At 63.8% G+C, this 25,468-nt stretch carries 25 protein-coding genes; 15 read left to right on the top strand and 10 right to left on the bottom strand.

All coding sequences use genetic code 11. From position 1 onward, the window contains the following. Nucleotide 1: 1 nt before the first annotated feature. Genes FFS35_RS12980 through FFS35_RS12990 form a run of 3 tightly spaced genes read right to left on the bottom strand, consistent with a single transcriptional unit; the run spans nucleotide 2 to nucleotide 3,611 of the window. Nucleotides 2-2,980: a TrlF family AAA-like ATPase gene (locus tag FFS35_RS12980; RefSeq protein ID WP_137787559.1), complete on the bottom strand. Its 2,979-nt coding sequence runs from the start codon at nucleotides 2,978-2,980 to the stop codon at nucleotides 2-4. An 11-nt stretch (nucleotides 2,981-2,991) separates the two neighbouring features. After that, a complete protein-coding gene (locus FFS35_RS12985; RefSeq protein ID WP_137787520.1) occupies nucleotides 2,992-3,381 on the bottom strand; it encodes a type II toxin-antitoxin system VapC family toxin in 390 nt (129 codons plus the stop codon). Beyond that, complete coding sequence (locus FFS35_RS12990) at nucleotides 3,369-3,611, bottom strand: AbrB/MazE/SpoVT family DNA-binding domain-containing protein (protein ID WP_137787521.1); 243 nt, start codon at nucleotides 3,609-3,611, stop codon at nucleotides 3,369-3,371. The genes FFS35_RS12985 and FFS35_RS12990 overlap by 13 nt, the downstream gene beginning before the upstream one ends. 219 nt (nucleotides 3,612-3,830) lie before the next feature. Between FFS35_RS12990 and FFS35_RS12995 the strand changes: the two genes are divergently transcribed. The 9 genes from FFS35_RS12995 to qatD all read left to right on the top strand — a co-directional run bounded on the left by FFS35_RS12995 (nucleotide 3,831) and on the right by qatD (nucleotide 13,283). Further along, complete coding sequence (locus FFS35_RS12995; RefSeq protein ID WP_249341616.1) at nucleotides 3,831-4,838, top strand: site-specific integrase; 1,008 nt, start codon at nucleotides 3,831-3,833, stop codon at nucleotides 4,836-4,838. Between the two features lie 26 nt (nucleotides 4,839-4,864). Further along, a complete protein-coding gene (locus FFS35_RS13000; RefSeq protein ID WP_137787523.1) occupies nucleotides 4,865-5,452 on the top strand; it encodes a hypothetical protein in 588 nt (195 codons plus the stop codon). Nucleotides 5,453-5,503: 51 nt separating this feature from the next. After that, entirely contained in the window at nucleotides 5,504-6,811 is a 1,308-nt protein-coding gene (locus tag FFS35_RS13005; protein ID WP_137787524.1) for a hypothetical protein, read from the top strand. Nucleotides 6,812-6,963: 152 nt separating this feature from the next. Then, nucleotides 6,964-8,355 carry a hypothetical protein gene (locus FFS35_RS13010; RefSeq protein WP_137787525.1) on the top strand — a complete coding sequence of 464 codons (1,392 nt, stop codon included), beginning with the start codon at nucleotides 6,964-6,966 and terminating at the stop codon, nucleotides 8,353-8,355. 207 nt (nucleotides 8,356-8,562) lie between these two features. Further along, on the top strand, nucleotides 8,563-9,348 hold the full coding sequence (locus tag FFS35_RS20510; protein WP_212742209.1) for a P-loop NTPase fold protein: 786 nt from the start codon (nucleotides 8,563-8,565) through the stop codon (nucleotides 9,346-9,348). Further along, nucleotides 9,345-10,463: a P-loop NTPase fold protein gene (locus FFS35_RS20515; protein ID WP_212742210.1), complete on the top strand. Its 1,119-nt coding sequence runs from the start codon at nucleotides 9,345-9,347 to the stop codon at nucleotides 10,461-10,463. The genes FFS35_RS20510 and FFS35_RS20515 overlap by 4 nt, the downstream gene beginning before the upstream one ends. 146 nt (nucleotides 10,464-10,609) lie before the next feature. Further along, nucleotides 10,610-11,269: a Qat anti-phage system associated protein QatB gene (qatB, locus tag FFS35_RS13020; protein ID WP_137787526.1), complete on the top strand. Its 660-nt coding sequence runs from the start codon at nucleotides 10,610-10,612 to the stop codon at nucleotides 11,267-11,269. After that, complete coding sequence (gene qatC, locus FFS35_RS13025) at nucleotides 11,266-12,543, top strand: Qat anti-phage system QueC-like protein QatC (RefSeq protein ID WP_137787527.1); 1,278 nt, start codon at nucleotides 11,266-11,268, stop codon at nucleotides 12,541-12,543. The genes qatB and qatC overlap by 4 nt, the downstream gene beginning before the upstream one ends. Next, nucleotides 12,540-13,283, top strand: a complete 744-nt coding sequence (gene qatD, locus FFS35_RS13030) for a Qat anti-phage system TatD family nuclease QatD (protein ID WP_137787528.1) — start codon at nucleotides 12,540-12,542, stop codon at nucleotides 13,281-13,283. The genes qatC and qatD overlap by 4 nt, the downstream gene beginning before the upstream one ends. 291 nt (nucleotides 13,284-13,574) lie before the next feature. On the opposite strand, the gene FFS35_RS13035 is transcribed toward qatD, so the two are convergent. Together FFS35_RS13035 and FFS35_RS13040 are read right to left on the bottom strand one after the other, a co-directional pair. Next, nucleotides 13,575-14,537, bottom strand: coding sequence for a HipA domain-containing protein (locus FFS35_RS13035; RefSeq protein ID WP_249341617.1), 963 nt, complete (start codon nucleotides 14,535-14,537; stop codon nucleotides 13,575-13,577). Nucleotides 14,538-14,857: 320 nt separating this feature from the next. Continuing rightward, the gene (locus FFS35_RS13040) at nucleotides 14,858-15,190 is read right to left on the bottom strand and encodes a helix-turn-helix domain-containing protein (protein WP_137787530.1); all 333 of its coding nucleotides are present in this window, start codon (nucleotides 15,188-15,190) and stop codon (nucleotides 14,858-14,860) included. A 287-nt stretch (nucleotides 15,191-15,477) separates the two neighbouring features. Here FFS35_RS13040 and FFS35_RS13045 point away from each other — a divergent pair, with 287 nt between their 5' ends. The 3 genes from FFS35_RS13045 (at nucleotide 15,478) to FFS35_RS13055 (ending at nucleotide 16,365) form a co-directional block, all read left to right on the top strand. Further along, a complete protein-coding gene (locus tag FFS35_RS13045; protein ID WP_137787531.1) occupies nucleotides 15,478-15,684 on the top strand; it encodes a hypothetical protein in 207 nt (68 codons plus the stop codon). 96 nt (nucleotides 15,685-15,780) lie between these two features. Next, nucleotides 15,781-16,068 carry a hypothetical protein gene (locus FFS35_RS13050; protein WP_137787532.1) on the top strand — a complete coding sequence of 96 codons (288 nt, stop codon included), beginning with the start codon at nucleotides 15,781-15,783 and terminating at the stop codon, nucleotides 16,066-16,068. A gap of 6 nt (nucleotides 16,069-16,074) precedes the next feature. After that, nucleotides 16,075-16,365, top strand: coding sequence for a DUF1488 family protein (locus FFS35_RS13055; RefSeq protein ID WP_137787533.1), 291 nt, complete (start codon nucleotides 16,075-16,077; stop codon nucleotides 16,363-16,365). Between the two features lie 98 nt (nucleotides 16,366-16,463). On the opposite strand, the gene FFS35_RS13060 is transcribed toward FFS35_RS13055, so the two are convergent. Genes FFS35_RS13060 through FFS35_RS13075 form a run of 4 tightly spaced genes read right to left on the bottom strand, consistent with a single transcriptional unit; the run spans nucleotide 16,464 to nucleotide 22,478 of the window. Beyond that, nucleotides 16,464-16,751, bottom strand: coding sequence for a hypothetical protein (locus FFS35_RS13060; protein WP_137787534.1), 288 nt, complete (start codon nucleotides 16,749-16,751; stop codon nucleotides 16,464-16,466). A gap of 3 nt (nucleotides 16,752-16,754) precedes the next feature. Beyond that, nucleotides 16,755-20,021, bottom strand: coding sequence for an error-prone DNA polymerase (locus tag FFS35_RS13065; RefSeq protein ID WP_137787535.1), 3,267 nt, complete (start codon nucleotides 20,019-20,021; stop codon nucleotides 16,755-16,757). Further along, the gene (locus FFS35_RS13070; protein WP_283214573.1) at nucleotides 20,018-21,802 is read right to left on the bottom strand and encodes a DNA polymerase Y family protein; all 1,785 of its coding nucleotides are present in this window, start codon (nucleotides 21,800-21,802) and stop codon (nucleotides 20,018-20,020) included. Before FFS35_RS13070 ends, FFS35_RS13065 begins: the two co-directional genes overlap by 4 nt. After that, a complete protein-coding gene (locus FFS35_RS13075) occupies nucleotides 21,717-22,478 on the bottom strand; it encodes a protein ImuA (protein WP_249341618.1) in 762 nt (253 codons plus the stop codon). The genes FFS35_RS13070 and FFS35_RS13075 overlap by 86 nt, the downstream gene beginning before the upstream one ends. A gap of 303 nt (nucleotides 22,479-22,781) precedes the next feature. Between FFS35_RS13075 and FFS35_RS13080 the strand changes: the two genes are divergently transcribed. The 3 genes from FFS35_RS13080 to FFS35_RS13090 all read left to right on the top strand — a co-directional run bounded on the left by FFS35_RS13080 (nucleotide 22,782) and on the right by FFS35_RS13090 (nucleotide 24,381). Then, the gene (locus FFS35_RS13080) at nucleotides 22,782-23,225 is read left to right on the top strand and encodes a hypothetical protein (RefSeq protein WP_137787537.1); all 444 of its coding nucleotides are present in this window, start codon (nucleotides 22,782-22,784) and stop codon (nucleotides 23,223-23,225) included. 213 nt (nucleotides 23,226-23,438) lie between these two features. After that, on the top strand, nucleotides 23,439-23,708 hold the full coding sequence (locus FFS35_RS13085) for an HU family DNA-binding protein (RefSeq protein WP_037533376.1): 270 nt from the start codon (nucleotides 23,439-23,441) through the stop codon (nucleotides 23,706-23,708). Nucleotides 23,709-23,757: 49 nt separating this feature from the next. Next, nucleotides 23,758-24,381 carry an SOS response-associated peptidase family protein gene (locus tag FFS35_RS13090; protein WP_137787538.1) on the top strand — a complete coding sequence of 208 codons (624 nt, stop codon included), beginning with the start codon at nucleotides 23,758-23,760 and terminating at the stop codon, nucleotides 24,379-24,381. A 42-nt stretch (nucleotides 24,382-24,423) separates the two neighbouring features. On the opposite strand, the gene FFS35_RS13095 is transcribed toward FFS35_RS13090, so the two are convergent. Next, complete coding sequence (locus FFS35_RS13095; protein WP_137787539.1) at nucleotides 24,424-25,293, bottom strand: toprim domain-containing protein; 870 nt, start codon at nucleotides 25,291-25,293, stop codon at nucleotides 24,424-24,426. Nucleotides 25,294-25,468: the final 175 nt, after the last annotated feature.

Consider the following 25,468-nt stretch of genomic DNA (forward strand, 5'->3'; position numbering starts at 1 on the left):
GCTAACGACGCAGGTTAACGCGAAGCCGCCGCGCACGCTCGCGGAACGCGTGTTCGCCGCCTTCCAGGATGTCGCACACGGCCTCTCGGATGTCTGCGTCTTCAAGGCCACCGGATAGATAGCTGATGCCAGGCAATCCGCCATCAGCGCGCGGCCCGGCACCGGCGATGATGATTTGGTCGGCATCGGTGTTGATAACCAGGTTGGCATTGTGCGTGACCATGATCACTTGTCGCTTTGTCTTTGCCGCGAGGAACAGGCCGACAAGCTCATCGTAGATCGACTTGGGATCGAGGTTCTCTTCGGGCTGATCGATAATGAGGGGACGATCGTCGGCATCGTCGAGCGCCAGATACAGCAGGAGCAACACAATTCCGCGCGTGCCAGGCGACAGGCTGCGGATGTCGGTGCCGTCATAATCGACGCTGTAGCGCACCGCGATGTGATCGGTGCTGTACAGCCACTGCGCAAACTTCTTGAGCCACGCGCGGTAGTCCGCATGAGTACCCTTTGGGATCCGCGACAGCTCCATCAGCTCGTCCTGATTTTGCTGCCGGAATTCCCCCATCGCAGCCGTCACGGCGGCCGCATCGCCGCTACGCCAGGCCGGTGCAAGTGTGCGTTCGGCGCGAGCTTGGAGTGCACCCTTGCCCTGAAACGGCCCGTAGTGGCGCAGATCGAGAAAACTTTCTCCGGCTTCTGCCCACCGCTCGATGTCGACGACGCGTCTGATACTAAACGACAGTTTGGCCAGCGTCCCGCCCGACGCATCCAGGCGCGCCCGGATCGGGGCATACAGGTCGCGCAGCACCGCTTCTTCGGCCAGGATCGAACCGAATATCCTAGCGTAACCCGCCTGCCGATCGATCAGCAGTTGGGGTACGCGCTCTTTTGCGCCCTCGTAATCGGTTAGCCGGTCGACCAGCTTCTGGAGTTCAGCACCTTCCGCGGCAATGCGTTGAGTCAATGCCGTAAAGCGCTTTTGCGTATCGGCGTCGAGACTGACCAGCTTAGTGAGGCGCGCGACTTCGGCGTTGAGCAGCGCCAGCGATTGCTTATCAAGCTCAACGTCATCAGCGATTAAGGGCTGCTGCGGGTCTGCCAACGGTGGCGGAGGGGTGCCTCGCCAACTCTGAGCGTTGGCTTTGACGGTCTCAAGCTGCTTCGTCAGGAGGGTGTCGACGTCGCCTTGGTAATTCAGGAGAAAGGTATTCCAGTCGTCGTCCGCGATGCCGCTGGGTCGATGGCGCTCCTTGGTTGCGCTTAAGGTAGCTGGTGCGCGGTTGGTTCTCAGATCGGCCACGTCATCACGCAGCGTCAGCAGTGCCGTTTCGCGGTTCGCGAACCAGCGCAGATAACCGCTAACTTTCTCAGCAGCAGACGCAACCAAACCGAGCCTCGCCGCACGAACCTCACTGCCCTTGGAGACAAGGCGCCCCCGATCGGCTGCGTAACGGGCAATCGTCTGCCGCTTGTCGTCAACGAGTTTGCGGACGCCGGCGACGGCCTTGGTCTTTTCGAGCTCTGTGCCGATCCGATCGGAAAGCTCGACCAGCGCCTCCTCTTCGCGTTCGCGGGCTTGTCGATGCCGTGACGACCGCGTGTCGAGCATGTCTTGGAAGTCGACCGCACCATCGCGCGCCTCCGGCGCATGGGCCTCGAACACTACGCGCTCGACTTCGCCGAGCAGGGCGTCGGTCATGCCGTCCGCAGAGCACAGGGTATCGACGAACTGCTGCGATAGATAGCGTGCCTTCGGATAGTCTGAGACGTCGCTGCTCCAGCTACCATCGAGCGGGCGGTCCGTCTCGGTAAGGTCGCCCCAACGGAGGCGAACGGTGCTGCCCGTTAGATGCTCGCGCGCGCGGGTGAGGAAAGATTGTCGGTCGAGCTGGTCCCCAGTCGCGTCACATGCCTGCGCAATCGCGTCGGCAAGCGCTGTCTTGCCCGACCCGCGCGCACCGATAATGGCGACGAGCCCAGGGTTTAGGACGATTTTGGGCGTCAGCGCCCAAGGCGCATTGCGCAGCTCGATGCTGTGCATCACCTGCGAAAAGCTGGCTTCGCTCGGTGGCACTGCCCCAATCCACGCGCGGCCTGCTGGATCGATGCACGCCTGACGAAGCGCATCAAAATGTGGCTGGCCTTTGATCCACGAAAAGCGATCAAGTGCCGGCTGCCCGGTCGTTGGGTGATCATGGGCGTCGCAGCCATGGAGACAAGGCTTAAGCGCACCATAGCGATCGATGATCTCTGTCGGAGACATAGCCCTCCGGCCAAGCCAGAACTCGCGCTGCGCCGGGGTACCGGAAAAAATGATGTGGGCGAAGCGCTCGATCTCGCGCCGTAGCGTCGCATCAGCGGCCTCGTTGACCCCCGAGGTGCCGTCATTGCTGCCCCCTGCGACGGCGATCAGGATGTTGTCCTGGGCCCAACCCATGTCGCGATAAGCCTCCTGCAACTGATCGAGCGACACTTTGAACTGTGTCGAGCCGTGCGCGAGCGCGGCGCCAGGATCGGTGATCGCAGGGTCGGCTGCATAGCCGAGGCGGGTCAGATCCTCGGGCGTGCAGGCGAACTTATCCTCATGCGCGCGTAGCGTAAGGCGCCCGAGGAAACGCTTGATTTGCACGATGTGATCGGGGTCATCGGGACTGACCAAGAGGTGGACGTTAACGAAGGCGTTGCGCACCGTGCCTATACCGAGGCGCATTTCGATGTTCGGGAACAGCAGATTACAATTCGGCAGTCGGCCGGCCATTTTGGCCGAAAGCAGGCGCTCATAGCAATCGAGGCTATAATAGTCGGTGACCCCGATGGCGCGCATCGGCGGCGTCGCCGCCTCAAGGTTCTCCAGATAGAAATCCCATGGATCTGCGCCGCCAAATTGGTCATTGAGCTTGGTGCCGGGTGCGTGAATGTGCGGCTCCCAACGATGCCAGCGGGCACCGACGCGCCAAGCCCGGAGCTCTGGGGTCATCGATTTTGCCATCAGCGGATCACTGAGATTTTGACCCCTACCGCGGCCGCAATGGTCTTCCAGACCTTGTCGGCGGTCACCGCGGTCGCCTTTTCGCGTTTCGCGAGCGCAAGACAGAAGCGATCGCCAAGCGACAGTCCTGCTGCCAAGGTCGTTGGGCGGAGCATCCCCGCAGCGAGCGCCAGTTCTTCATCGGCCGGAACGACCGCGATCGGCAGCGCGCGGAGCATGCGCGCGGTTGCCAGCTCGTCCGAGCCGAGCTTTGCATAATAGGAGACGACCTCCGCGTAATTGACGGCGCTGATGCGCGCCTCATCAATCAGCGTCGCCACCTTGGCGGCGCCTGGTTCGTCGCGGAGCAATGCCAGGACCGCTGAGGCGTCGAGGATCACTCCTGCCATTGCCGACCCTCTGCGATGAACGAGTCCACCGTCACGTCGGGCTTTCCTTCGAGCAGGGCACGGCTGATTGCTTGGGCGCGGGCTACAGCCTGTGAGACGGTCCTCAAGACGACTCCGTCGTCGGTTTCCTCGACCAGAACCGAGCCGCCGCCAACAAGCCCCAAGCGCTTGCGGATGTCGATCGGCAAGCTCATGCGTCCGTTCGGCGTCACGTTCACCTGCAATGTCATGTGACACTCTCCGCTTACCATGTCATGGTTGAGGATCACTAACACTTCCCGGGCACGGGGGCAATCAAAAGCCTAAGTTGCAACGACGCTCAGCCGTGCACCGCAGGGGACCGCAGGTTTCGGAAATGCGATCCGCAGAAGGTTCTCGACCGGTCTTGTTTATTCCGATAAGTGCGATTCCCGGAATAAACATTCGTGGTGGAAAAAGGGGCGGTCGACGTGGTCGAAGACGAGTTTGAGCGACCGAGGCAGGCGGTCGTGCCCGTCCAGACTCAGGCTCCGCTCATCGTTGGGCTGGAGCCGCATGATCAGGAACGCGTCGCGCGCTACGTGGAGCGCGCCTCGGCCGAGGGCACGCTGCGCGCCTATCGATCCGACTGGAAGATCTTCGTCGCATGGTGCGACGTGCGAGGGCTTGCGAGCCTGCCGGCGACGCCTGAGACCGCCGCGGCCTTCCTGACCGACCTCGCAGATGCCGGACGCGCGCGCGCCACCGTCGGCCGGCGACTTGCCGCGATCGTGTTCGCGCATCGTGCCGCGGGCGTCCCGCCGCCTACCGAGCAGGTTGGCAACGTGCTTCTTGACCGTGCGATGCGCGGCATTCGTCGCGCCGGGCGCGATCGCCCGCCTGCCAAGAAGCGCGCCGCAGACGGTGACATCCTGCGCGACATGCTGCGCGCAATCGAAGACGACAGCATCCGGAGCGTCCGCGACAGGGCGCTGCTCGCGGTCGGCATGGGTGGCGCGTTCCGGCGCTCGGAATTGGTCGCCATCCGCCTCGAGCACATCGTCGAGGTCGCTGAGGGGCTCGAAATCCACGTGCCACACGCCAAGTCGGACCAGGAAGGCCGCGGTGCCAAGGTCGTCATTCCCGATCGCCGACGGATCGCGCCGGTGGCTCTATATAAGGCATGGATTGAGGCGGCCGCGATCGACAGCGGAACGGTGTTCCGCAAGCTTACCCCGCAGGGTCGGCTAACCGCCAAGCCGATGAGCGATAAGGGTGTCGCGCTGGTGATCAAGGCGCGTGCCGCCGCCGCTGGCTACGACCCGTCGCTGTTCTCAGGACATAGCCTGCGCGCGGGGTTCATGACCGAAGCAGGACGTCAGGGCGCAAGTCCGTTCAAGATGAAGGACCATAGCCGCCACAAGTCGCTCGAGATGGTCAGCGAGTATGTCCGCGACCATGAGGCATTTCGCGATCATGCCGGGGACCGGTTTCTTTAGTTCGCGATAGGGGCGGAGATTCGACTATGAGCAAACTTGATAGCGTCTTCATTGTTGAGGCGCTCCGTCCCAAGGACTTCTATGAAGGCTGCCTCGACGGTCGAGCCGCCGGCGAAATGCTGCGTATTCTCGGCACCAGGACGGAATACCGGATCGCCTTCACACGCCCACTGCTCGAGCGCGCGATCGGCGAAGCCAGGGCTGGCAATTTCGAGATCCTCCACTTCTCGTCGCACGGTGACAGCACCGGGATCGAGATCACTAATGGCAAGGAGTTGAACTGGTCCGAGTTCGTCGACCTCGTTAAACCGGCCTCCGGCCCTAACAAGGCGCTGGTAATGGCCACCTGCGGCGGGGGTGACGAGGAACTGACGAAGGCGCTTATCGCCTCCGGTGTTATCTTTGGTTGGGTGTTCGGCTCAACGGCGGCATCGGTCCATTTCTCGGCCTCGTGCATCGCATGGTCAATTCTCTATAATCGGCTCTTTGACCATGGCTTCAAACGCAAAGACCTGATGATAACCCTGAAAGCGATCAACGCGGCGATCGTCGGCGACTTCGTCTATCGGCGCTGGGATGGGAAAAAGTACCGGCGCTATCCCAATTCGAAATAGCTTTCCCGCAGCGGCAGGCCGACGCCGTTCGCTCGCACCGATCTGGAGACGATGACTGCCATGATGCTGGGCTTTGAAGAAATGATCGTTCGCTGCGTCGACGAAGAGGCGAAGGTCCACATTCGCGAGGCGGTGCGCTGCTACGAAGCAGGCGCCTATCGCGCGTCGATAGTCTCGGCGCATGTCGCGGTATGCTTCGATCTGATCGCCAAGCTGCGCAGTCTGGCGTCCGGCGGCGACCAGGACGCGATCACCCTTGTCACCAAGCTTGACGGGTTTCAGCAACAACAGCGCCAAGGCAATCTGCAGGCGATCAAGGGGCTGCTCGAAATCGAGCGCACGCTGCTTGATGAGTTTCGCGACAAGTTCGACTTCTTCGGCCATCAGGAATTCGAAGAGCTAAGCCGGCTGCGTTCCGATCGCAACCAGTGCGCGCATCCCACCTTCTCGCACGATGCGCTGCCCTACGCCCCCGCTGCCGAACTCGCCCGGCTTCATATCCGCTCGGCGTTGACCTACGTGCTGTCGCAACAGCCCAAGCAAGGAAAGGCGGCACTCGCAAGTCTCCATGCGATAGTCGTCTCGCCCTACTTCCCTACAGTGTTGGGCGAAGCGGTGGTACGTCTGCGCGGTGCCGAGATCGGTACGGCGCGCGATTCGCTCGTTCGGGCCTTTGTCGACGACCTTGCTTTTGGATGGCCCGACTTAGCGCACCCCTATTATGCCAACCCCAATGTCCTCGTCGCTATTGAGGCGACGGTCGAGTTGCATCGACCGATTGTCGTGCCTCGGCTCGTAATCGCGATCGGGAAGCTGGCAAAAAGCGGTATCGCAGAAGCCGTCCGGTTCGCAGGCGCGCTGGCTCTGCGCATTCGCGAAGCCGGCGAGCAGGTCGACGACGCGACGAAGGCGGTACTGCGGATTTGGCTCGTTCAAGAGCAATCGGACAACAAGGGCAACGCGATCAAAGGCGCACTGCAGATTGCTTGGTGGCGAGACGCCGCACTCGAAGCTCTCGAAACGCTGACTGCAAAGCAGCTCGGTGGCGTAACCGACCCGCCGACCGAGATGGTGACGCGGGCAGCGCACCTCTACGCCATGGCAACGAATTGGGGCGACGCGAATGAGCTCGCGGCGGATGTTGCGAACCCTCTCGCCGATCGCTTTGCGCCGGCGGACATCGCGTATGTCTTCGAGAAGGCGCATCAGGGTGCAGACCTTATCGGCAGTCACGGGTTCAGGGAATTCACGCGGTTGCTTTACGATAAGAACCCGATACCCGATCCCGAGCTCGAAGCGCTCTTCGACGAGCATAATCTTGAGCATTACAAGCGTGTTGAACAAGTCGAGGAGGCCTGAAGAGTCGCGTTCGCTGCAATCGCTGCTGACCGCGCAAGGCCCCGCCGAAATTTACCAGCGCTTCAAGCGAATGCCCGGCTTCTTGAACGAGAGCGGTGAAAAATTGCTCTCGTGGCCGGCAGACTTATAGTCGCCGCATGCGGCCACCCGAAATGCAGCGTACGATCAGGATCGTCGACTTCGATTGGCCACGAGGGCCGGTTTCGATCGAACAGCTCATGTCGATGCCGATTGCCCAATGGGAGCACATTCGCACCGAAATTACGAAGCGCCGCCAGGAGACACCATCTGAGCCGCTCGGCAGATGCCGGCTCTGCGGTGGTAGCGTTTTCATCAAGACACAATCGACCCTAGCAGGATTGTCGCCTTATTTCGCCCACTTCGCTGACGCGCCAGATGATTGTCCTTGGCACCACGGACCAAACTTGCGTCCAGACGATGCCCGGGCGTCGCAATATCAAGGGCAGCAGGAGTCGGCGCTTCATCGCTGGCTCTGCAATCAAGTTGCCGAACTTGTCGGGGCTGACCCGCGCGCGCGCGACATCTGTGTCGACACCTATCGCCGCCCGACAATCGAGGGACGAGGCCGGTGGCCAGACGTCTATTTCGAAATTGAGGGTCTCGCGCGTTTCGCCATCGAGATTCAGCTATCCAAGCCGTTCGCGCCAGAAGTGGTTGCGCGTCAGCTATTCTATGATCGAGAAGGCATCTCGCTCGTCTGGCTCTTTCGCAGTTTGTCGGATCCCATGCCGCAGGGTTTTCGCGATGTGCTCACCCTACAACGCGGCAACGCCTTCACCATCGGCGACGATGTCTTGCGGGCATCCAGGGCCAAGGGACAGTTGTTGTTCGACTGCCATCTCGAAGCACCACGCGGCGGATTCCTGAAGCCCAAGCGCATTTCGCTCGACGATCTGACCCTTGAAGCCGGACGCTCCGTCTTCCTGACTGATCGACGCACCGAGGCTCTCAGGGACTACTGCAAGGCCGGCCGCATAAAATGGGCGAACGCGTTCCGAACAGCGCCCGGGACCACGTCCAAGAACCCGTTTTCCGAGCCAATCTACCATTCGGCATGGGATAGCGCTCGCATGTATGTGCCTGCGTTGTCGGCCTGGAAGCAACGGTATTGGCAGACGAACGGCGGATCGGGCGGTGGCTTTTTCTGCGAGCTGATCGCCGTTCTCTTTTCGATCGCACATAGCGGAACGGGAGGGAGCGATCGCCTTTATCTGACGCGTTTTCAGGGATCGGAAGCGTTGCTTCAGATGCTCAACGCCAAGCTCGCCGGTCGCTTTATTATGCCTTATGCGACGCTGATCGAGACGTTTCTAACTGCAAGCGCGCGGGCTGAACTTCTAAGCCGAGAGTCCCTCGCAACGGCAGTGAGGCAAGCCAAGCTCGCGCTGCCACAGATCGGTGCGGATGACCCGACCTGGCTGGCAGCCGTTCGCATTTTCCCCGAAATTCTCGACGGCGTGCGGCGTCAGGAGATGATCGACGTCAAAGCGTTGCCCTTCTGGGCGGGCGGCACAGCCGCGTGATTCCCAGCTGCTCTCGTTCGATCACAGCGATGTACCGCAGAGCTCAAGAGCACGACTGTTGAAAGCCGGCATACCAAAGCTGGGCACTATATAGGAGCCAACGCGACGAGACGCCGTCTTTGCTCAACCCGGCGGCGATCCGGCATAGCGTCCGCGGACCATAGTTGATATGCCAGAGGAACCAAGGGTGAACGGGCGACAAATCGCATGTGGTCTGACAATGAAACCGTCCGCGACCTCGTAAATTTTTCGCATGTCGCAGAAATCGCGGCAGAGCGGATCGTCGGGGCTAAGGGCGAACCTCTCTCGATCGGCATCTCGGGCGACTGGGGGGTCGGCAAGTCGTCGATGATGAAACTTCTGCGGATTTCCCTTGAAGGCCGCACCGACCTGAACGTGAAATTCGTCGAGTTCAACGCGTGGCTCTACCAGAATTACGACGACGCTCGCGCCGCATTGATGGAGGCGATCACGGCCGCAATTGTCGACCATGCTGTCGAGCACAAGGAGACGCTCCCTGAAAAGACTTGGACGCGCGCGACAAAGCTGCTCGGCCGGGTGAAGAAGTTGCGGGTGCTGGGCCTCGTCGGTACTGCGGCGCTGGACTACTATACGCACGGACACGCGACCGGCCTGCTCGCCGGCGGCATGGCGGCGTTCGGCGGCCTGACCGACGGCAGCGTCACGGCAAGTGACGTTGAGAAGGCGAAGACCGTCGCCAGCGATGCCCTAAAGGGCGGCAAGGATCTGGTTGCCGATAAGCCGTCCGAAGCCGCGCCCGACGTCGCCGAGGAGGAGACGCCGCGGAAGGCAATCCAGGCGTTCCGCGACGATCTCGAGGCATCATTAAGCGAGATGGGGATCACGCTTGTGGTTCTCATCGACGATCTGGACCGCTGCCTGCCGAAAACGGCGATTGCCACCCTAGAGGCCATGCGCTTGTTCCTCTTCCTCAAGCACACCGCCTTCGTGATTCCGCCGATGAAGGGATGATCCGCCAGGCTGTACGGACCCACTTCGAAGACGTGACGCTGACGGATGACCTTGTCACAAACTACTTTGACAAGCTGATACAGCTGCCGATCCGCGTGCCGCCGCTCGGCACCCAGGAAGTCCGCTCCTACCTGATGATGTTGTTCGTGGACGCGGATCCCGACCTCACGTCAGAGCAAAAGGAGCAGGCGCGGACCGTCGTGTGCAAGCGCCTGAGCGAGACCTGGAAGGGGGGCCGCGTCGACAAAGCCTTCTTGGCGGGCGAGATCGAGAACTGCCCGCCGGCCCTCACCAACCGCCTGGCGCTTGCGGAGCGCATCGCTCCCATCCTGACTACCTCTCAGAGCATCCGTGGCAATCCCCGGCTCATCAAACGATTCCTCAACACACTGACGATGCGCTTGTCGATGGCGCGCCTGCAGGGCGTGACGGTCGACGAGGAGGTGCTGGTGAAGCTGCTGCTGTTCGAACGCTGCGGCGACAAGGATGCCTATGCGGAGCTGCTGCGCTCAGTAAACGAGTCCGATGAAGGTCATGCTGAGATCCTCAATGACCGCGAAGCCGGCGCGCGCGGCGAGGATGGCGCGCCTGCCCTGGACAAGCCTTGGAGCGAACCGTTTCTCTCCGGCTGGCTCGCTCTGGACCCGCCTCTCGCGGGGCAGGATCTGCGCGGCGCGCTGTATGTTGGCAGGGAGAGCCATCCTATCATATCGCGGGCAGACGAACTCTCGTCCGATGCGGCGAGCGTGCTGGAAATGCTGCTTCGCCTCACCTCGGCGAGCCCAATCGTAGACGCCGAGGTCGCAGGCCTCCCTAAGCACGAAATCGCCAAGCTGACCGACAAGGTGCTGGCGCGAGCGCGACAGGAGACGGCTTGGGGCGTGCCCGGCATCCTCAACGCCATGCAGTCGCTAGCTAGCGCGTCGCCGCAAGCGGCCGGGTCCATCGTTGCGTTTTTGAGCGAGGTTCCGCCGGCACAGGTGAGGCCAAGCATCGTACCCCGCCTGTCGACCACGTCGTGGGGGCAGCGGGTACTTGCCGCGCTGGCAGGCCGGTCCGGGATCTCAACCCCCGTACAGAGGGCCATCGCGACAGCCGGCAAGGGGTCCGCCTGATGGGTACTTCTGCATCGAGCAAGGGTCCCGGCTCCGGTCCTGACATCCCGATCGTTCCACCCTGGGTGGACGACGATGGGGGCATACCGCCCGGACGGCCGCAGCAGCCGCCTGTCGAAATGGCACCGGCGGGGCGATGGAAGGGCGTGAGGACGTCGCTCGGCAAGTTCGGGGGTGGCGGCGACGACCGGCGGCGCCACCTCGAGCGCGGACTCGGCCACTACTCGCGCACCGGGATGGGAGGCAGCGGCAACGCGGCACGGCGAATGGCCGGAACGGCACGCACGGCTGGGTCCCTCTACCAGGCACTGGACGCGCTCGCGAACGGACAGCCGCTGCCAGCCGAATTCGGCATCCTGCCCGGCGCCCTTGCCGGTCGGTCCTCGGAAGAGATCGTCGATATCCTGGTCGACGCCATCAGGCCCATCGACGGCACACAGGACGCCGAGGCCGCACGAGATTCTGCGGCACGGGCTCTCTCCGAAATTGTGGAGGAAGGTGCCGACCTGCTCAACCTGTCCCCTCAGCAGATCGACCACGTGCTGGCCACGATGGTGGGCAACGACGTCGCGCTCCGCATTGAGCTGGACGTTGGCAAGGCGGTCATCGACAAGGCACCGAGCAAGGGCGCCGGCCTCGATCGCCTACAGGAGATGAAAGACTACGTACGCGAGGTCGTCGCAGTTCAGTATGCGGCCGAACGGGCGCGCGCTGGACAGGTCGACCGGGCGGCCGTCGAGCGGGTCGCCCGCGAGGCGATACTGCAAGCCTTCGAAGTGTTCGAAGTGAACGGAGATGTCGAATGAGGATCGCCTGCCTCCCTTCGGCCGCCCCCGGCTTGCCTGGAACTGACCATCGCTTCGATCTCTATACCAATTCCCGGCTGAATGAACGCGGCCGCGTTGGCGACCTAGTGCCCGGCCGATTGCGTCGCCTCGGGCTTGCCCCGAGTGCGATGGCCTGGGACTTCACGTCCATTGCCATGGCGGCGGTCGCCGCCGACGAGACTGTTCCCCGCGGGCGAAGCTCCGATGGCTGGACGCGGGAAATTGCACTCACCGTTGCGGTGGGCGATCCGGGTTTCTGGAGCACGCAGGCCGACCGTATGATCGAGGCGCTCTGCTTCTTGTCCGGTGACATTTGGAACCTGGAGTTCGTGGGCGGAGGCGTCATCCCGGTGCCCCCGCGGCAGGCCCGCCCACGCCAGGAGGACATGGTGTGCCTCCTTTCGGGCGGCATGGACAGCCTGATCGGCGCCATCGACGCTGTGCATGAGGGAAAGAGCCCACTGCTAGTTAGCCAGATGGCGAAGGGCGACACCGCGAGCCAGGCGCGTTTCGCGTCGATGATCGCCAGCGCTAGCCTGCACCTGCAGCTCAACCACCACGCGCGACCCCCGATTGTTTCGGAACGCTCGCAGAGAGCGAGGTCTATCGCGTTCTTGGGGTTTGGCGTCCTTGCCGCCACCTGCCTTCAGAGCCACCGCGACGGGGCGACCGTTGAGCTCCGCATCCCAGAGAACGGCTTCATCAGCCAGAACGTGCCGTTGACCCCGTTGCGCATGGGCACTTTAAGCACGCGGACCACCCATCCACATTATCTAAGGCTTGTGCAGAGTGTGCTCGATGACGCGCAGCTGAGGGTGACGCTCCACAATCCCTACGACCACACAACGAAGGACGAAATGCTGACGGGATGCGCAGATCAGGGACTGCTCACCCAATTGGTCGATGAATCAACGAGCTGTGGTCGCTTTTCGCGAACCGGCTACCGGCACTGCGGACGGTGTGTCCCCTGCCAGGTACGACGCGCATCGTATCTCGCCTGGGGCCGTCCCGACCACACGAGGAACGGCTACAAGTACGCGTCGCTTGGGCAGAACGACGCCAGACATACCCGCTTCGACGACGTCAGATCCGTAGCTATGGCGATCGAGACCGTCCGCCGACATGGCGTCGAGGCGCTTATTGGAGGTGCGATGAATACGGAGCTCCTCGGTAACGTCGCGCCATACCGCCGCGTCGTAGAGCGCGGCATTGCGGAGCTGGCCGTCCTCCACGCCGGGCTTGGCGTCTCTTGATCGACTTCCATTGCCACCTCGACCTTTTCCCTGATCCAGCGGCCGTGCTCGATGGTATCGACAGCAGAGGGACCTACGTGCTCGCTGTGACCACGACACCGAAGGCTTGGCGTGGCACCAGCAGACTGGTCGGCAAGCGACCCCGTGTGCGTATCGCGGTGGGCCTTCATCCAGAACTCGTCGCTCAGCGCCACCACGAAGTCGCGCTCCTTTGCGGACTTCTAGTCGAGACCCGCTACGTCGGTGAGATCGGCATCGACGGGAGCCCGCCGCACCGCGGTTCGATCGAACTGCAGAAATCGGTCTTCGACCGGATACTCGCCGCGTGCGCGGCTGCCGGCGGGCGCGTTATGAGCATCCACTCACGAGGTGCGCCCGCAGCGGTCCTCGACGCGCTCGAACGCCAGCGGACTTCTGGCGTACCTATCCTTCACTGGTTCAGTGGCACCAAGACCGAGCTCGCCCGGGCGGACGCGCTGGGTTGCTGGTTCTCAGTGGGACCGGCGATGCTGAGATCACGCAAGGGCCGCGAACTCGCCGCCGCAATGCCAGTCGATCGCTTGCTCACAGAAACCGACGCGCCGTTCGGTCGCGATGGGGATAGCCCACTCATGCCGTGGCAAGCCTACGACTGTCTCAACGAACTCGCCGACTTAAAAGGGCTCACCGTCGATATCCTACGACGGCAGCTGATTGCCAATCTCCGCCGCCTGCCTAAGCTCGTTGAATGGAGTGGCTGAGATAATAACCCACAGCCGAAGGGGATCCGATGACCCTTCTCGCGCGCCGCCGACCTCCATCACGGTCCGGTACTGGCAAGCTGCGACGGGGCGACTAGGTCGCGTATCTTAGTGCGGCAGTCGTAAGATCAGACCTTCCAGACCGCAGATCGCCAGTCGATCGTCGAGGTATGAAATGCTGGCGCGATGTCGAAGCGGCCGGATGGCTTGCCGACCCGCCAGTCGGCGGTGGGGATCAGGCGTATCATCGGATTCTCCTGGTGGCTGCAGTTCTGGACGTCGAGTGTTGCATCATGCCAGTGCTACTCGAGCCGCCGCGCGCTCCCCGTGCTCAAACGCCTCGGCGAAGCTGTCGAGGTCGGCGCTGGTCATGCCGAGTGCTCGTCCCTCGTCCTGCCAACTCGCGACAGCCTGTTCTACTTGCGCCAGCGTCTCCTTGGCGCGTGCTAGAGAAATACGAAAATAAGGCAGCACCGACATCAGGGCGTCGATGGTCGCCTCGGGCCCAACCTCTTCCGAGACCCAGGTCTTCAACTCGCGCAATCGCTCGGGGAACGGATTGATATCGAAGGCCGGCGCCAGCCTCCAGAGGCCACGATCAACGTGGAGGAAGCCGTGGTTCATCAGATGATCGTCGACGTTGGTGATCAGGATTGAGAAAGCGATCCTGCGCCAAAGCTCCTCGATGTCGGCGGTGGGGCTGCTTCCGTTCACCCGGAGCGCGTCGACGATCTCGGTATAGGCGTGCTCCTGCGCGTCGCCTGGCTCCGCACCGATCATCGTGGCCGCTGACACGTACATGAGCCGCCCGCCCCCTTTGGGTCGGTCAAAGCGCCGGATCAGCGCGATCGCGTCTCCATCGCTGTCGATCAGTTGGGCATCCGCTGCGTTGATCCCAGCTCGGCGGGCAAGCCGCATCGCCAGCACTTCCCCTCGCGTGACCGATCGTTCGTCGGCGACGCTTGGAAACTTGCCTATCGACAAGCGCCCTTCGTCATCGACAACGGTGCATTTTGGGCGCAGCCCCCCGAGCGACGTGCCGCGACCGCGCAGATAGGCGAGGTCAGTGGCGGTCTCGGTGTTCGTCTCGACCGCGCGACTGGCGGCAAGGAGGTGGCGCAGCTCGATCAACGGCGGCGTAGTTCGGCGACCATCCTCAGTCGCCCGCTGGGCAATCCCCTGTTCGTCGACAAGGCGTAGTGCCCCAACCCTGCTGACATCGTCGACTGCCAACAGATAATCGAGGCCGTTCAAAGCGCGTGCGTCGACCTCATCACCGCGGCGGCGAGCGTCCTGCCGCCGCTTGGCATGGTCGCGCTGGATGACGCGCTTACCCCAGCCGTCGGGCTCGGTGTCGGCAATCGCTGCGTGGAAGACAGAGCCAACGCCGATCTTCCGGTGGAATTGTGGACCGGCAACGAGCGGCAGCGCGGGCTCGAGGGCGAAGCGGTTGGGCTCGGCCAGCCAGCCGGCATCATATTCGAAGCCTGCGCTCTCCCGACTTCCCTGCTGATTGTAGTGCAGCAATCCGACACCGCGGGCTTCGTCGCCGATCTGGATGCCGATCGTCCGCCTCACAGTGAAACCGGCGGCTTGGGTCTGCGGACGCGCTGCGGCATGCGTTCCACATCGAGCAACAGACCCTGCTCGTCGTTCCTGGCGTCGAGGATCTCTCCGAGGCTCTCGCCAAAACCCAGCACGAAGAAGGTCATGGCGTATGTACCCAACGCGACGGTCGGGTCGCCTTTTTCCAGCTTGAGATATGTGCTCTTGGCCACACCGACGCGTTCGGCCATCATGACCACCGTGAGGCTGCGCTTCTTACGCGCCAGCGCAATGTCGGCGCCCAGCTTCGTTAAGCTGCGCCTCACGCGCGGCGGAAGAGTATCAGCGACAGTCGATCGCATCTAGCGTCTCATATAAGCGCCCATCAGGCCAATACGGTACGTTATACACGACCTTACGTTGCCAGTCGAGATAGCCGGTTCGAGACGCGTTGCGCGGGTTCGACAGGCGCGGATGCAAGTGACTGCTCGGGCGGCATCGACAGAACCGGCAATCTCACACAGAGCGTCGGCCGTGGCGGGTTGTTCTTCAGGTCGCCGGCACCGCGGGGCGTGGTACGTGCAAGTCGCATGGCGCGGGGCTATGTCGTTGGTCTACCGATCAGACCGATCAACCTTCACGAGGCCGAATGAAAGCGCTGGACGCCCTCAAGACTGCACCACCCGAGGTGCGCGCCGCCGCACTCGCCGTTCTCGATCAGGTATCGGCGCCATTGACCGAGCGACAACTCGCCGGCGCCTTTCGCGCAAATGGCATCGGGCTGCTCGATGCCAAACGCATGGCGCGAGCCCTGCGCAAGCTCGATATCGTCGCGGTCGCCCCTCGCGGCCCTTGAAGCTCGAGCAATGTGGGCTTCGGACTGGCATGGACGCACCCTGTCAGGCTACATTCGAAATTGCGCCAAGAACCAGACGCGAGAAGGTAGACGATCATGACGGAAGCGACCTGGGGCGAAAGCGTAAAGACGCCTGAGATCAACTGGCGGATGAGCGCGTCGCTCGAAAACGTCCCGCGCGGCGATAGCGACGTCGCTGAAGTCACCAACCTTGAGCGAGCAGTTCGGGATTGGCGCGGATTGGACCCAGAGCATCAAGCCGCGGCCGTCCTGATGGTCGAGCATCCTGTCCAAATCGAAGGCGCCTCCAGCACGACCTTTACCGGTGAAGGCATCGCAGCACTGGCAGAGCACCTGCCGGCTTCCAGCCCAACCGAGGAGTAAGCCGGCATGGCCAATCCCAGCGTCCGTTTCGAGATGGGGGACTATTACTGGGTTGCCGAACGCGAGAGCGTCGGTTTCACGGGCACCACCAATTTAGGAGTCGTCGAGTTCCTCATCACCAGCGAGGCCCTGACGCAGCTCCTCGATCCCGATCGCGATACGCTCGATTCCGAAACTGCCCTCGAGGTCTTTATCGAGTTCGAGAGTGACATTCACCGCATAGCACAGCGCGAGTTCGTCAAGCGGCTCGGCGGGGAGCCTCCGATCCTGCTGACCGCGGCCGACGTAGAGGCCTGAAGCGAGGCAGAGGGGCAACGTCAGCCGGATCGATCCATGCCATCCGACGGGCACCATCCCCGAGGTGCCTCAGCCAAGGATGCGGGCGGCACGCTTTCTCACTGATCCAACACTTCCTCATATCGGCCTGCGCGGCGCAGCTGACGGACAATGCCGTTGAACGCGGCGGTCACACCCTGCGCCCTGCCGATCTCATTCTCCTGGCGCGCCGCATCCCAATAAAGCTCGAGCGGCCAACGCTCCGGGCAATGCGGTAGGAGGCAACGCAGCGCCAAGCGAACCTCCACGCCGTCCACGCGCGCGTCCGAGCAGCGGGACACGCCGCTCCGTAGGATATGGACCGATAGCGCGATGACGACGCGCTGGTGGCGAGCAAGCTTTGCCACCCTTCAACGAAAGTCATGCGATTTGAAGCGGACGGCGTCCTCGGGATCCATGCCCTCGGCATGCGGCGGCCAGTAGCAGTTCCGCGGCTCCGCCTTCCAACCCTCGTCACCCCGGTCAGGCGATCCGGCATGCTTGGCCCCGTCGCCGCGGCCGGTCCGATGGGGGAACGACATCTCGCCCACGCGGTGCAGCAGGTCACCATGGTCGATGATCCGGTCGCAGATGACGTGGATCACCTCGCCCTCTTTCTGCACTCTGCCCTTCATGCCGATCATCGACGCGGACATGATCGTGCGGCGTTGCCGCTCGAACCGATCCGGCCACAGGATACCGTTGGCGATCCCCGTTTCGTCCTCGATCGTGATGAACAACACGCCCTTGGCCGAGCCGGGCTTTTGGCGGACCAGGATGATGCCGGCGACCTCGACGTGGCGACCATCCCGGATGTTCGCGAGTTCCGCGCATTTGGTCACGCCACGCCTGGCCAGATCACCCCGAACGAACGTCAGCGGATGCGCCCGCAGCGATAGCTGCAGCGAGCGGTAATCCTCGATCACCTCACGACCGTCCGTCAGCGGTCGGAGGTCGACCGACGGTTCGATCCCTTCGGCGCTGATCGTCTCCGCAGCGCGATCCGCGGCCGCGAACAGCGGCAGCGGCGCCTCGCCAAGGCCCCTCACCTTCCACAGGCCCTGCCGCCGGTCGGCGCCGAATGCGCGAAACGCATCGGCATCCGCCAGCTTCTCGATCGCCGCGCGTTGGACGCCCGATCGACGCCACACGTCCTCGACGGAATCGAACAATGTCGTGCTGCGCGCTCCTACGATCGCAGCCCCATCAGCGTTCGACAGCCCGCGCACTTGGCGAAGACCGAGCCGCACCGCGAGGTAGCGGCCGCCTGTCGGCTCCAACGTGCAGTCCCAGCGGCTCGCGTTAATGCACGGGGGCCGGACCTGGACATCGTGCGCCTGGGCGTCGCGCACGATCTGCGCGGGCGCATAAAATCCCATCGGCTGCGCGTTCATGAGCGAGGCGCAGAAGACGTCGGGATGATGATGCTTCATCCAGCTGGAGGCGTAGGAAATCTTGGCGAAGCTCGCCGCGTGGCTCTCCGGGAAGCCGTAAGAGCCGAAGCCCTCGAGCTGGCGGAAGGTGCGTTCGGCGAAGTCGCGGGGATAACCGCGGGACACCATGCCTTCGACTAGCTTTTCCGAGAAATGCGACACGCCGCCGGTGACCTTGAAGGTCGCCATGGCGCGGCGCAGCTGATCCGCTTCGGCCGGGGTAAAGCCGGCGCCTACGATGGCGACTTTCATCGCCTGTTCCTGGAATAGCGGCACGCCGAGCGTCTTTTCCAGCACCGCGCGCAGCTCAGGCCTGGGATATTCAGGCTTCTCCAGCCCCTCTCGCCGACGCAGATAGGGATGAACCATGTCGCCCTGGATCGGCCCGGGTCGGACGATCGCGACCTGGATCACGAGATCGTAGAACCGGCGCGGCTTCATCCGCGGCAGCATCGACATCTGCGCGCGGCTCTCGATCTGGAAGGTGCCGAGCGTGTCGGCCTTCTGGATCATCGCGTACACGGCCGGATCGTCGTCCTGGAGGTCGGCCAGGCCGACGCGGATGCCCTTGTCCTGCTCGAGCATGTTGAAGGCACGGTTCATGCAGCCGAGCATGCCGAGGCCGAGCACATCGACCTTCATGAACTTCAGCGCATCGATGTCGTCCTTGTCCCACTCGATGATCTGACGATCCTCCATCGCTGCGGGCTCGATCGGCACGAGATCGTCGAGACGATCATGGGTCAGGACAAACCCGCCCGGGTGCTGGCTCATGTGGCGGGGCACGCCGATCAGCTTGCGGGCGAGTTCCAGGGTGAGGCGCAGTCGGCGATCGCCGATATCGAGGTTGAGTTCCTCGACCTGCTTCTCACCCACGCCTTCGGCGGACCAGCCCCACACCAGCCCCGCCAGCGAGGACGTCAGGTCTTCGGGCAACCCCAGCGCCTTGCCGACATCGCGCACCGCACCGCGCGCGCGGTAGCGCTGGACCACCGCGGTCAGCGCGGAACGATCACGCCCGTAGGTTTCATAGATCCACTGGATGATCTCCTCGCGGCGCTCATGCTCGAAGTCGACGTCGATGTCGGGCGGCTCGCGCCGTTCCCCCGACACGAAGCGCTCGAACAGAAGCTCGTGCTTAATCGGATCGATCGAAGTGACGCCGAGCACGAAGCATACGCAAGAGTTGGCGGCCGAGCCGCGCCCCTGGCACAGGATGCCGCGGCGGCGCGCTTCGCGCACGATCGCATAGACGGTCAGGAAATAGGGCGCGTAACCGAGCTCGCCGATCAACCGCATCTCGTGGCCGATCTGGTCGGTATAGGCAGCCGGCACGTTGCCATCGAACATCCGTTCGACCGCCTCGGTGGCCAGCTTCTGCAGCGCGTCCTGCGCGCTAAGGCCATCGATCAGCCGCTCGTGGGGATATTGATAGGCCAGTTCACCAAGATCGAAGGTGCAAGCCCGCGCGATATCGACGCTGGCGCGCAGCGCATCGGGATAGTCACGAAAGCGCCTGACCATCTCCTCCGGCGATTTGAGCGCGCGATCGGCGTTGATCTCACGGCGGTAACCGAGCTCGTCGACGGTGCATTTCTCGCGCACGGCCGTGACTACGTCCTGCAAGAGACGGGCCTCAGGCGCATGGTAGAGGACGTCACCGGTCGCGACCGCGCGAACGCCGGCACCGCCAGCCTGCCTAGCCAGCGCATCGATACGGACGGCGTCGTCCGGCCGCCGGCGCTGGAACAGCGCCATGTACCCGCGCCGGCCGTAAACCGTTTTCAGGTCGGCAAGTGCCGCAAGGTTCGCCTGATCCGCCTCGTCCGGTAGCAGGATCGCGATGACCCCCTCCGACCATGGCTCGAGGTCGTGCCAGTGGAGCAGGCAGCCCCCCTTCCCTGCCCGCTTTTTGCCGACCGTCAGCAGCCGCGTGATCCGTGACCAGGCGGGGCGATCGGTCGGATAGAGGATCAGGCGGCGCCCGCAGGAGAGATCGACACGCGTACCCGCGATCGAGCGGACGCCGGTCGCCTTTTGCGCCTCCCAGGCGCGCACGACGCCCGCCACCGTACCGATGTCGCTGATCCCAATTGCGGAATACCCGAGCAGTGCCGCCGCCGCGAACAGCTCGTCGGGGCTCGACGCGCCGCGCAGCAGCGAGAAATGGGTGAGCACCTGAAGCTCGACATAGGGCGCGCTCATGCGAACACCCCGTGGATCCACCAGCTGAGATCGCCGGTATCATCATGGGTGCCGTCGCCGCGCCGGAATACCCAGAAACGGCCGCCTGCCTCATCCTCGACGCGGTAATAGTCCCGTACCGCCCAAGTCTCGGCGTCGCGGCGCCACCATTCGCCGTGGATCCGCTCGGGTCCATCGCCGGCCACGACCTTGTGCGCCTGGCCTCGCCACTCGAAGCGCCGCGGCGGTTGATCGGGGAGCAGCGCGATGACGCCCCATAGCGGCTCCGGTCTGGCGAACAGCCGCACCGGCCGCCGCCATGTCGGCCACCCTGCCGGCATTTCGACCGGGTCGGCACGCGCGACCGCTCGCTCGGGTACATGGCTCGGGATCGGCGCGATCCGATAGACGGCATTCGCTCCGATGCGGCCGGCGACGACATCGACGAGGCGCGCGGGGTCGCGCACCAGAACCTCGCCGGCTAGCACCGCCCCTAAATCGACCGCATCCAGCGGTTCGGTATGCGGCGCCACCAGCACGAATTGCTCAAGGCCCAATCCTGGATCGATGCGCTCGATCCTGAGCTTCATGAGGCGCAGAAGATGGGAGACGTCGCGTGTCGGCCGCGACGTGCCGACGGCAACCACCTGTTCGGTCCCATCGACGCAAAGTCCCGACAGGCGGAGCGATCGCGCACCGAGCCCGCTCGCCTGCAGCACCTCGGCCAAATCGCCGAGCAAATCCTCCATCACCTGTGCGATCGCCTCGGCCGTGCCGATCGGCTCGAGCAGGCGGCGCTCGACGGCTGGAACGGTGACATCTTCGCGCGGCGTTATCGGCTCCGCCACGCCGCCGAGCGCCTGATCGAGCCGAGTGATGGCGGGCAGGCCCAGCCGCCGCGCGAGCGGGCCGCGCGCGACCGGCAAAAGGTCTGCGATGGTTTCGAAGCCGAACCGCTTGGCCGCGCTGAGCGCCGTGCCGGTCAGCCGCAAGGCGGCGATCGGTAGCGGCGATATCGCTCGTATCGTCCCCCCCGCGGGCACGATTGTCAGATCTTCCCGGCCGTACCTTGCAAGCGCGTGCGCAGCGCCCGGCGTGTCGGCGACCGCAACGCGCGCGGTAAACCCGGCGCGCTGGCAGAAGGCGCGCAGGCGTCGGCAAAAGCGCTCTTCTCCCCCGTAGAGGTGATCGCAGCCGGCGAGGTCAAGCCACAGGCCATCGGTCGGCGTCGCGGCCGCAATGGGCGACCAACGCCGAACGGCAAGCAGCGCGAGACGGTCGAGCAGGACCGCGTCCGCCTCTGGCTGGGCGGGCCGGAAGTCGAGATCGGACACCAGAGCGCGGGCATGGGTCGCGGCCATTCCGACATGGATACCGAGCGAGGCCGCCGCAGCGCACGCCGCCACGACTTCCTCACGCCGCCCGACCTTGCCGACAAGCGCCAGCGGAGCATGAGCGGTTGCGGGCCGTGTCACGATCATGGCCGGTCGGGTGACCGACTGAGCCTTGTACGGATGGCTCGCGGCTTCCGATCGCCGTCCGAGTTCGCGCATAGGCGGCTTCGCATGCGCCGGAAGCGCCGCTATCTTGCCGGCAACCTCGACCTTGGTCGGCGATTGCGTTCGCGCCCAGCGCGCACCCGGGCGCCATCCACCACCCCTCGGGACAGAGCATTCACCCGGATCGTCGTCGACCGGAAGGGGGAGCGCTAACCGCTCAGGCCGCGGCGTGGCGTGCCGGTCCAGCCGTCTCAGCCGCTCGATGGCCAAGTGCGGCAGGAACAGCGAGACAACCCGTCTCATCGCACCCCTCCACGATCAATGAGAAGGACCCGCCGGTGCGTTGACGCGCAAGCTCGACCGACCAACGGGCGCGTCCCACCCCGGCAACCGTGAGCCGCTGCGACGGGGCGCTGGCGACCCGCCAGCGCGTCCAGGCAGCGGAGGGCTCGCCGAGCGGGTCTTGCGAGCGGCCCCGCCAGCGTCGCAAGAGCAGCACAGGAATGTCGGCTTCAGCAGCGACGAGCTGCAGGCGGCGCGTGGCGACCATCGAAACCTTTGCCGCCTCGGCCACCACCGCTGCCGGCGTACCATCCCGGATCGCGTCCTCGACGACCGCCAGAAGTGCTGCGTCGTCCTTGGGCTGGGCGTAGATCACGTTCGCCGAGGACAAGCCGGCTTGCGCCAAGCCGGGGGCGTAGAGATCGTTCCGGCAGCTTGCCCAAAGCACCGGGGCACGCGCGTTCCGCGCTTCTCGCGCGGCGACACCGGCAAGGAACAGCGTGGCAGCCGCATCATCGACCAGCGAACAAGTGCGTGCGGCGACCTCGTGCAGCGCTCCAGCCCGGAGCCCTCCCCCGTTCACACGATTGTCGAGGTCACTCAGGCCGAATGGCAGGACCCGGTAATCGGCGAGCGGCATCGCGATGCTTCGCAGATGGGCGATGCTCTGGGGAAGCGAATCGAGGACGGCTGACATGGTGGCTAGACTCTACGTGTTCGCTTTATGTTCCGTTACCGCCGACGCTTGGTCAACGGATTTATGTCGGCCGGATCGAGTCTTTGCACTTGACCGCAGCCGAGGGCCGGACGGTACGGAGTCGTAACGAATACGAGGTCTACAGCGCGATCTCGAGTGAGTTGCCAGTATCGCCGCGCACGATCACGGGCATCGGCACGAAAACTGACGGTACGCACTGCGTGGAACGGTTAAATAACAGACCATAAACAAACCGAGAAGATTTCGCTTTCGTTCTGCCATCGGCTGACTCATAGAATCGAGATGCCGATCCGCCCTGAAAGCCGCTGGCTTTACCCGATCGACTGGCGCCAGCTGTCGGACGTGATCCGGTTCGATCGGGCCGGCGCGCGCTGCGAGCACTGCTCGAGGCCGCATATGCGTCGGGTCGCACATCTAGGCGATGGTCGCTGGTGGGATGCCGATGCCGTGTGTTGGCGCTCCGGCCGTGGCAAGCGGATCGCGCTCAAAGGCGGCTTCATTCTGGCGTCGGTACGAACGACTTATGTCGTGCTGGCTTGTGCGCATCTCGATCACGATCCAGGCAACAGCATGCCCGGCAATCTCGCGGCGCTCTGCCAGCGTTGCCATATGATCCACGATGCGGCCGAGCATCGATGGCAGCGCTGGTGGAACGTCTTTCGCCTGCGCGCAATCCGCGACCTGTATGAAGATCCGCGCGTCACGCGAGAGCGCAGCGCGCAGTAGAAACCCGGCCGAAGGCTTTGCGTTGGCTCGGACGCCAGCTCGGTGATCGCCCCCTGCCCGCACCGGAGCTGATACACCTCGACAACGTCATGATTGGCCAGTTTGCGGACCATCAGGCGGGCGCCCGCGACATGCGCATCGTTGAGGAGCATCATTGTATCGGCGCTCGGCACGGCTAAGGTCCGGCCAGATCCACTAGGGAGAGTAAGTAGCATGAACATCGGTGAACTGGCGAAGGGCGTCGCTGGGACGACAGGCACGAGCGAGGCAGAGGCCAAGGCCGCAATCGCCGCCGTGTTCGACCAGATCGCAAGCGCGGCCGCAAAAGGCGAAGAAGTCTCGATCGCCGGCTTCGGCAAGTTCTCGGTCAAGGATCGTCCTGAGCGCCAGGGCCGCAATCCGTCGACCGGCGAGGCGATGACGATCGCTGCATCGAAGAAGGTCTCGTTCACACCCGCCAAGGGTCTGAAGGACAAGCTGTAAGGCGGGAGTGCCGGCGGGCGGAGCTTGCCGGCACCGAAAGGGTGCTCGGATGTGCAATCGATACAGGCTGACCGCGAAGCAGGCGGAGATCGCCGCGACATTCGGCATCCGCCCGCCTTACGAGCCCGACGAGACGTATCCGGTCCCCGACATCTTTCCGACGGGCAAGAAGACGCCGTTCTACGGCCAAGTGGTCATCCAGGACGGCGCAGACCGGAAGATCGAGCGGATGGAGTGGGGTGTACCGACCCAGGTTCCGAGTAAGCGCGACGCAAGCGTAAAGCTCACCAAGTACGTGACCAACGTGCGCAATCTCAACTCGAGCTTCTGGCGGTCGATGCTGACAACGCCGGCGCGCCGCTGCCTGGTGCCGGTGACGGCGTTCTCCGAGTTCGGGGTCGCGCCTGGCGAGGACGGAAAGAAGCCGCTGCACTGGTTCGACGTGCCTAGCCGCCCGATTTTTGCCTTTGCCGGAATCTGGCGACCGACCGAGCGCGGGAATGCCTATGGGTTCTTGACCACCGAGCCGAATGCGATCATCGCGCCGATCCATCCAAAGGCGATGCCGGTGGTCCTTCACGACGACGACTATGATCGCTGGCTATCGGCACCATGGGACGATCTGAAGGGGCTCGTCGCCCCCTACCCTTCCCAGTTGATGCGGCTCGGCTGACACGCCCATGATCCGCGTAATTCGGCTGCCGCAGTTGCGGTTTCATGCGCTCCGCTGGTGCGCGCGCCAGGCGTCGTTCCAGTCATCATGATCCTCGGGCACGCGGCTGATGAGCTCGCGCCCGTTCGCTGTCAGGTGATCGCGTGCCTTTTCCAGCAGGCGGTCGGCCGCGCGGCCTCGGTCACCGTAAACGATCACCCGGCGGACCTTCTCCGGGATCGCGACGAAGGCTAGCCGTTCGACACCGCCCAGCGCCCATGTCGGCGTCCCGAACCATTCAGTCGCCGATCGGGCGTCCTCGATCCCTTCGGCAAGGCCCAGCTCGTCGGTCGCAGGCGCAAGACGGATCGCTGCTGTGCCGAGCAGTCCGAGCGCAACCTTCGGCTTTGGGATGGGCTTGCGCAGCACATCGACAGCATCGAGGAAGGTCCGCTGGACGGCAACCAGTCCGAGGTCGTTTTCGACTGCGGCGATCATCGCGGGCATTACGCGTCTGTCGGCACCGGAGCCGAATATGGTCGCCGGGTTGAAGCGCAAAGCTTTGGGGTAGGGCGCGGAGAGGCCGCGGGCGACGAGATAGGCTTCGGCGAGCGTGCCCGCGACCGGCACGCTGGCATTCCAGAGACGCAGGGCGAGCGCGCCCATGTCGCGCTTCGGTTTGCCCTCCGGCATTGCCACCGCAGAACGGTCGTGGAGCTTTTGGCGCTGAAGCGCCTTCAGCACCTCGAGCGTTGTACAGCCGGCAAAACAGTGGAAGAGGATCGCCGAATCGCCGAGGCGGACGGACAGGCTGGGTGAGCCATCGTCATGGGCCGGGCAGCGGCATTCGCCGCGAGTGCCGCGCCACACCCCGCCGAGCTGTTCGACGATGTTCTTGGCTCGGATTTCGGCATCGAGCGGTAGTCTCGTCATCGGCCACGTCCTGTGAAGTTGGTCGGTTTCGGTCACTTTAGCCTCCGGAAAATATCACCGAAGGCACAGGCGGCATCCTCCACTCTGGATGGTCGGCATGAGAAGGTGGGCCGCGCGCGGCGCGACGATCTCTTTCGTCCGGGGTGACAACCAAGCGAGGATCGTCACCCGACCG

The organism is Sphingomonas sp. 3P27F8 (genome assembly GCF_005502745.1).
Classification (GTDB): Bacteria; Pseudomonadota; Alphaproteobacteria; order Sphingomonadales; family Sphingomonadaceae; genus Sphingomonas.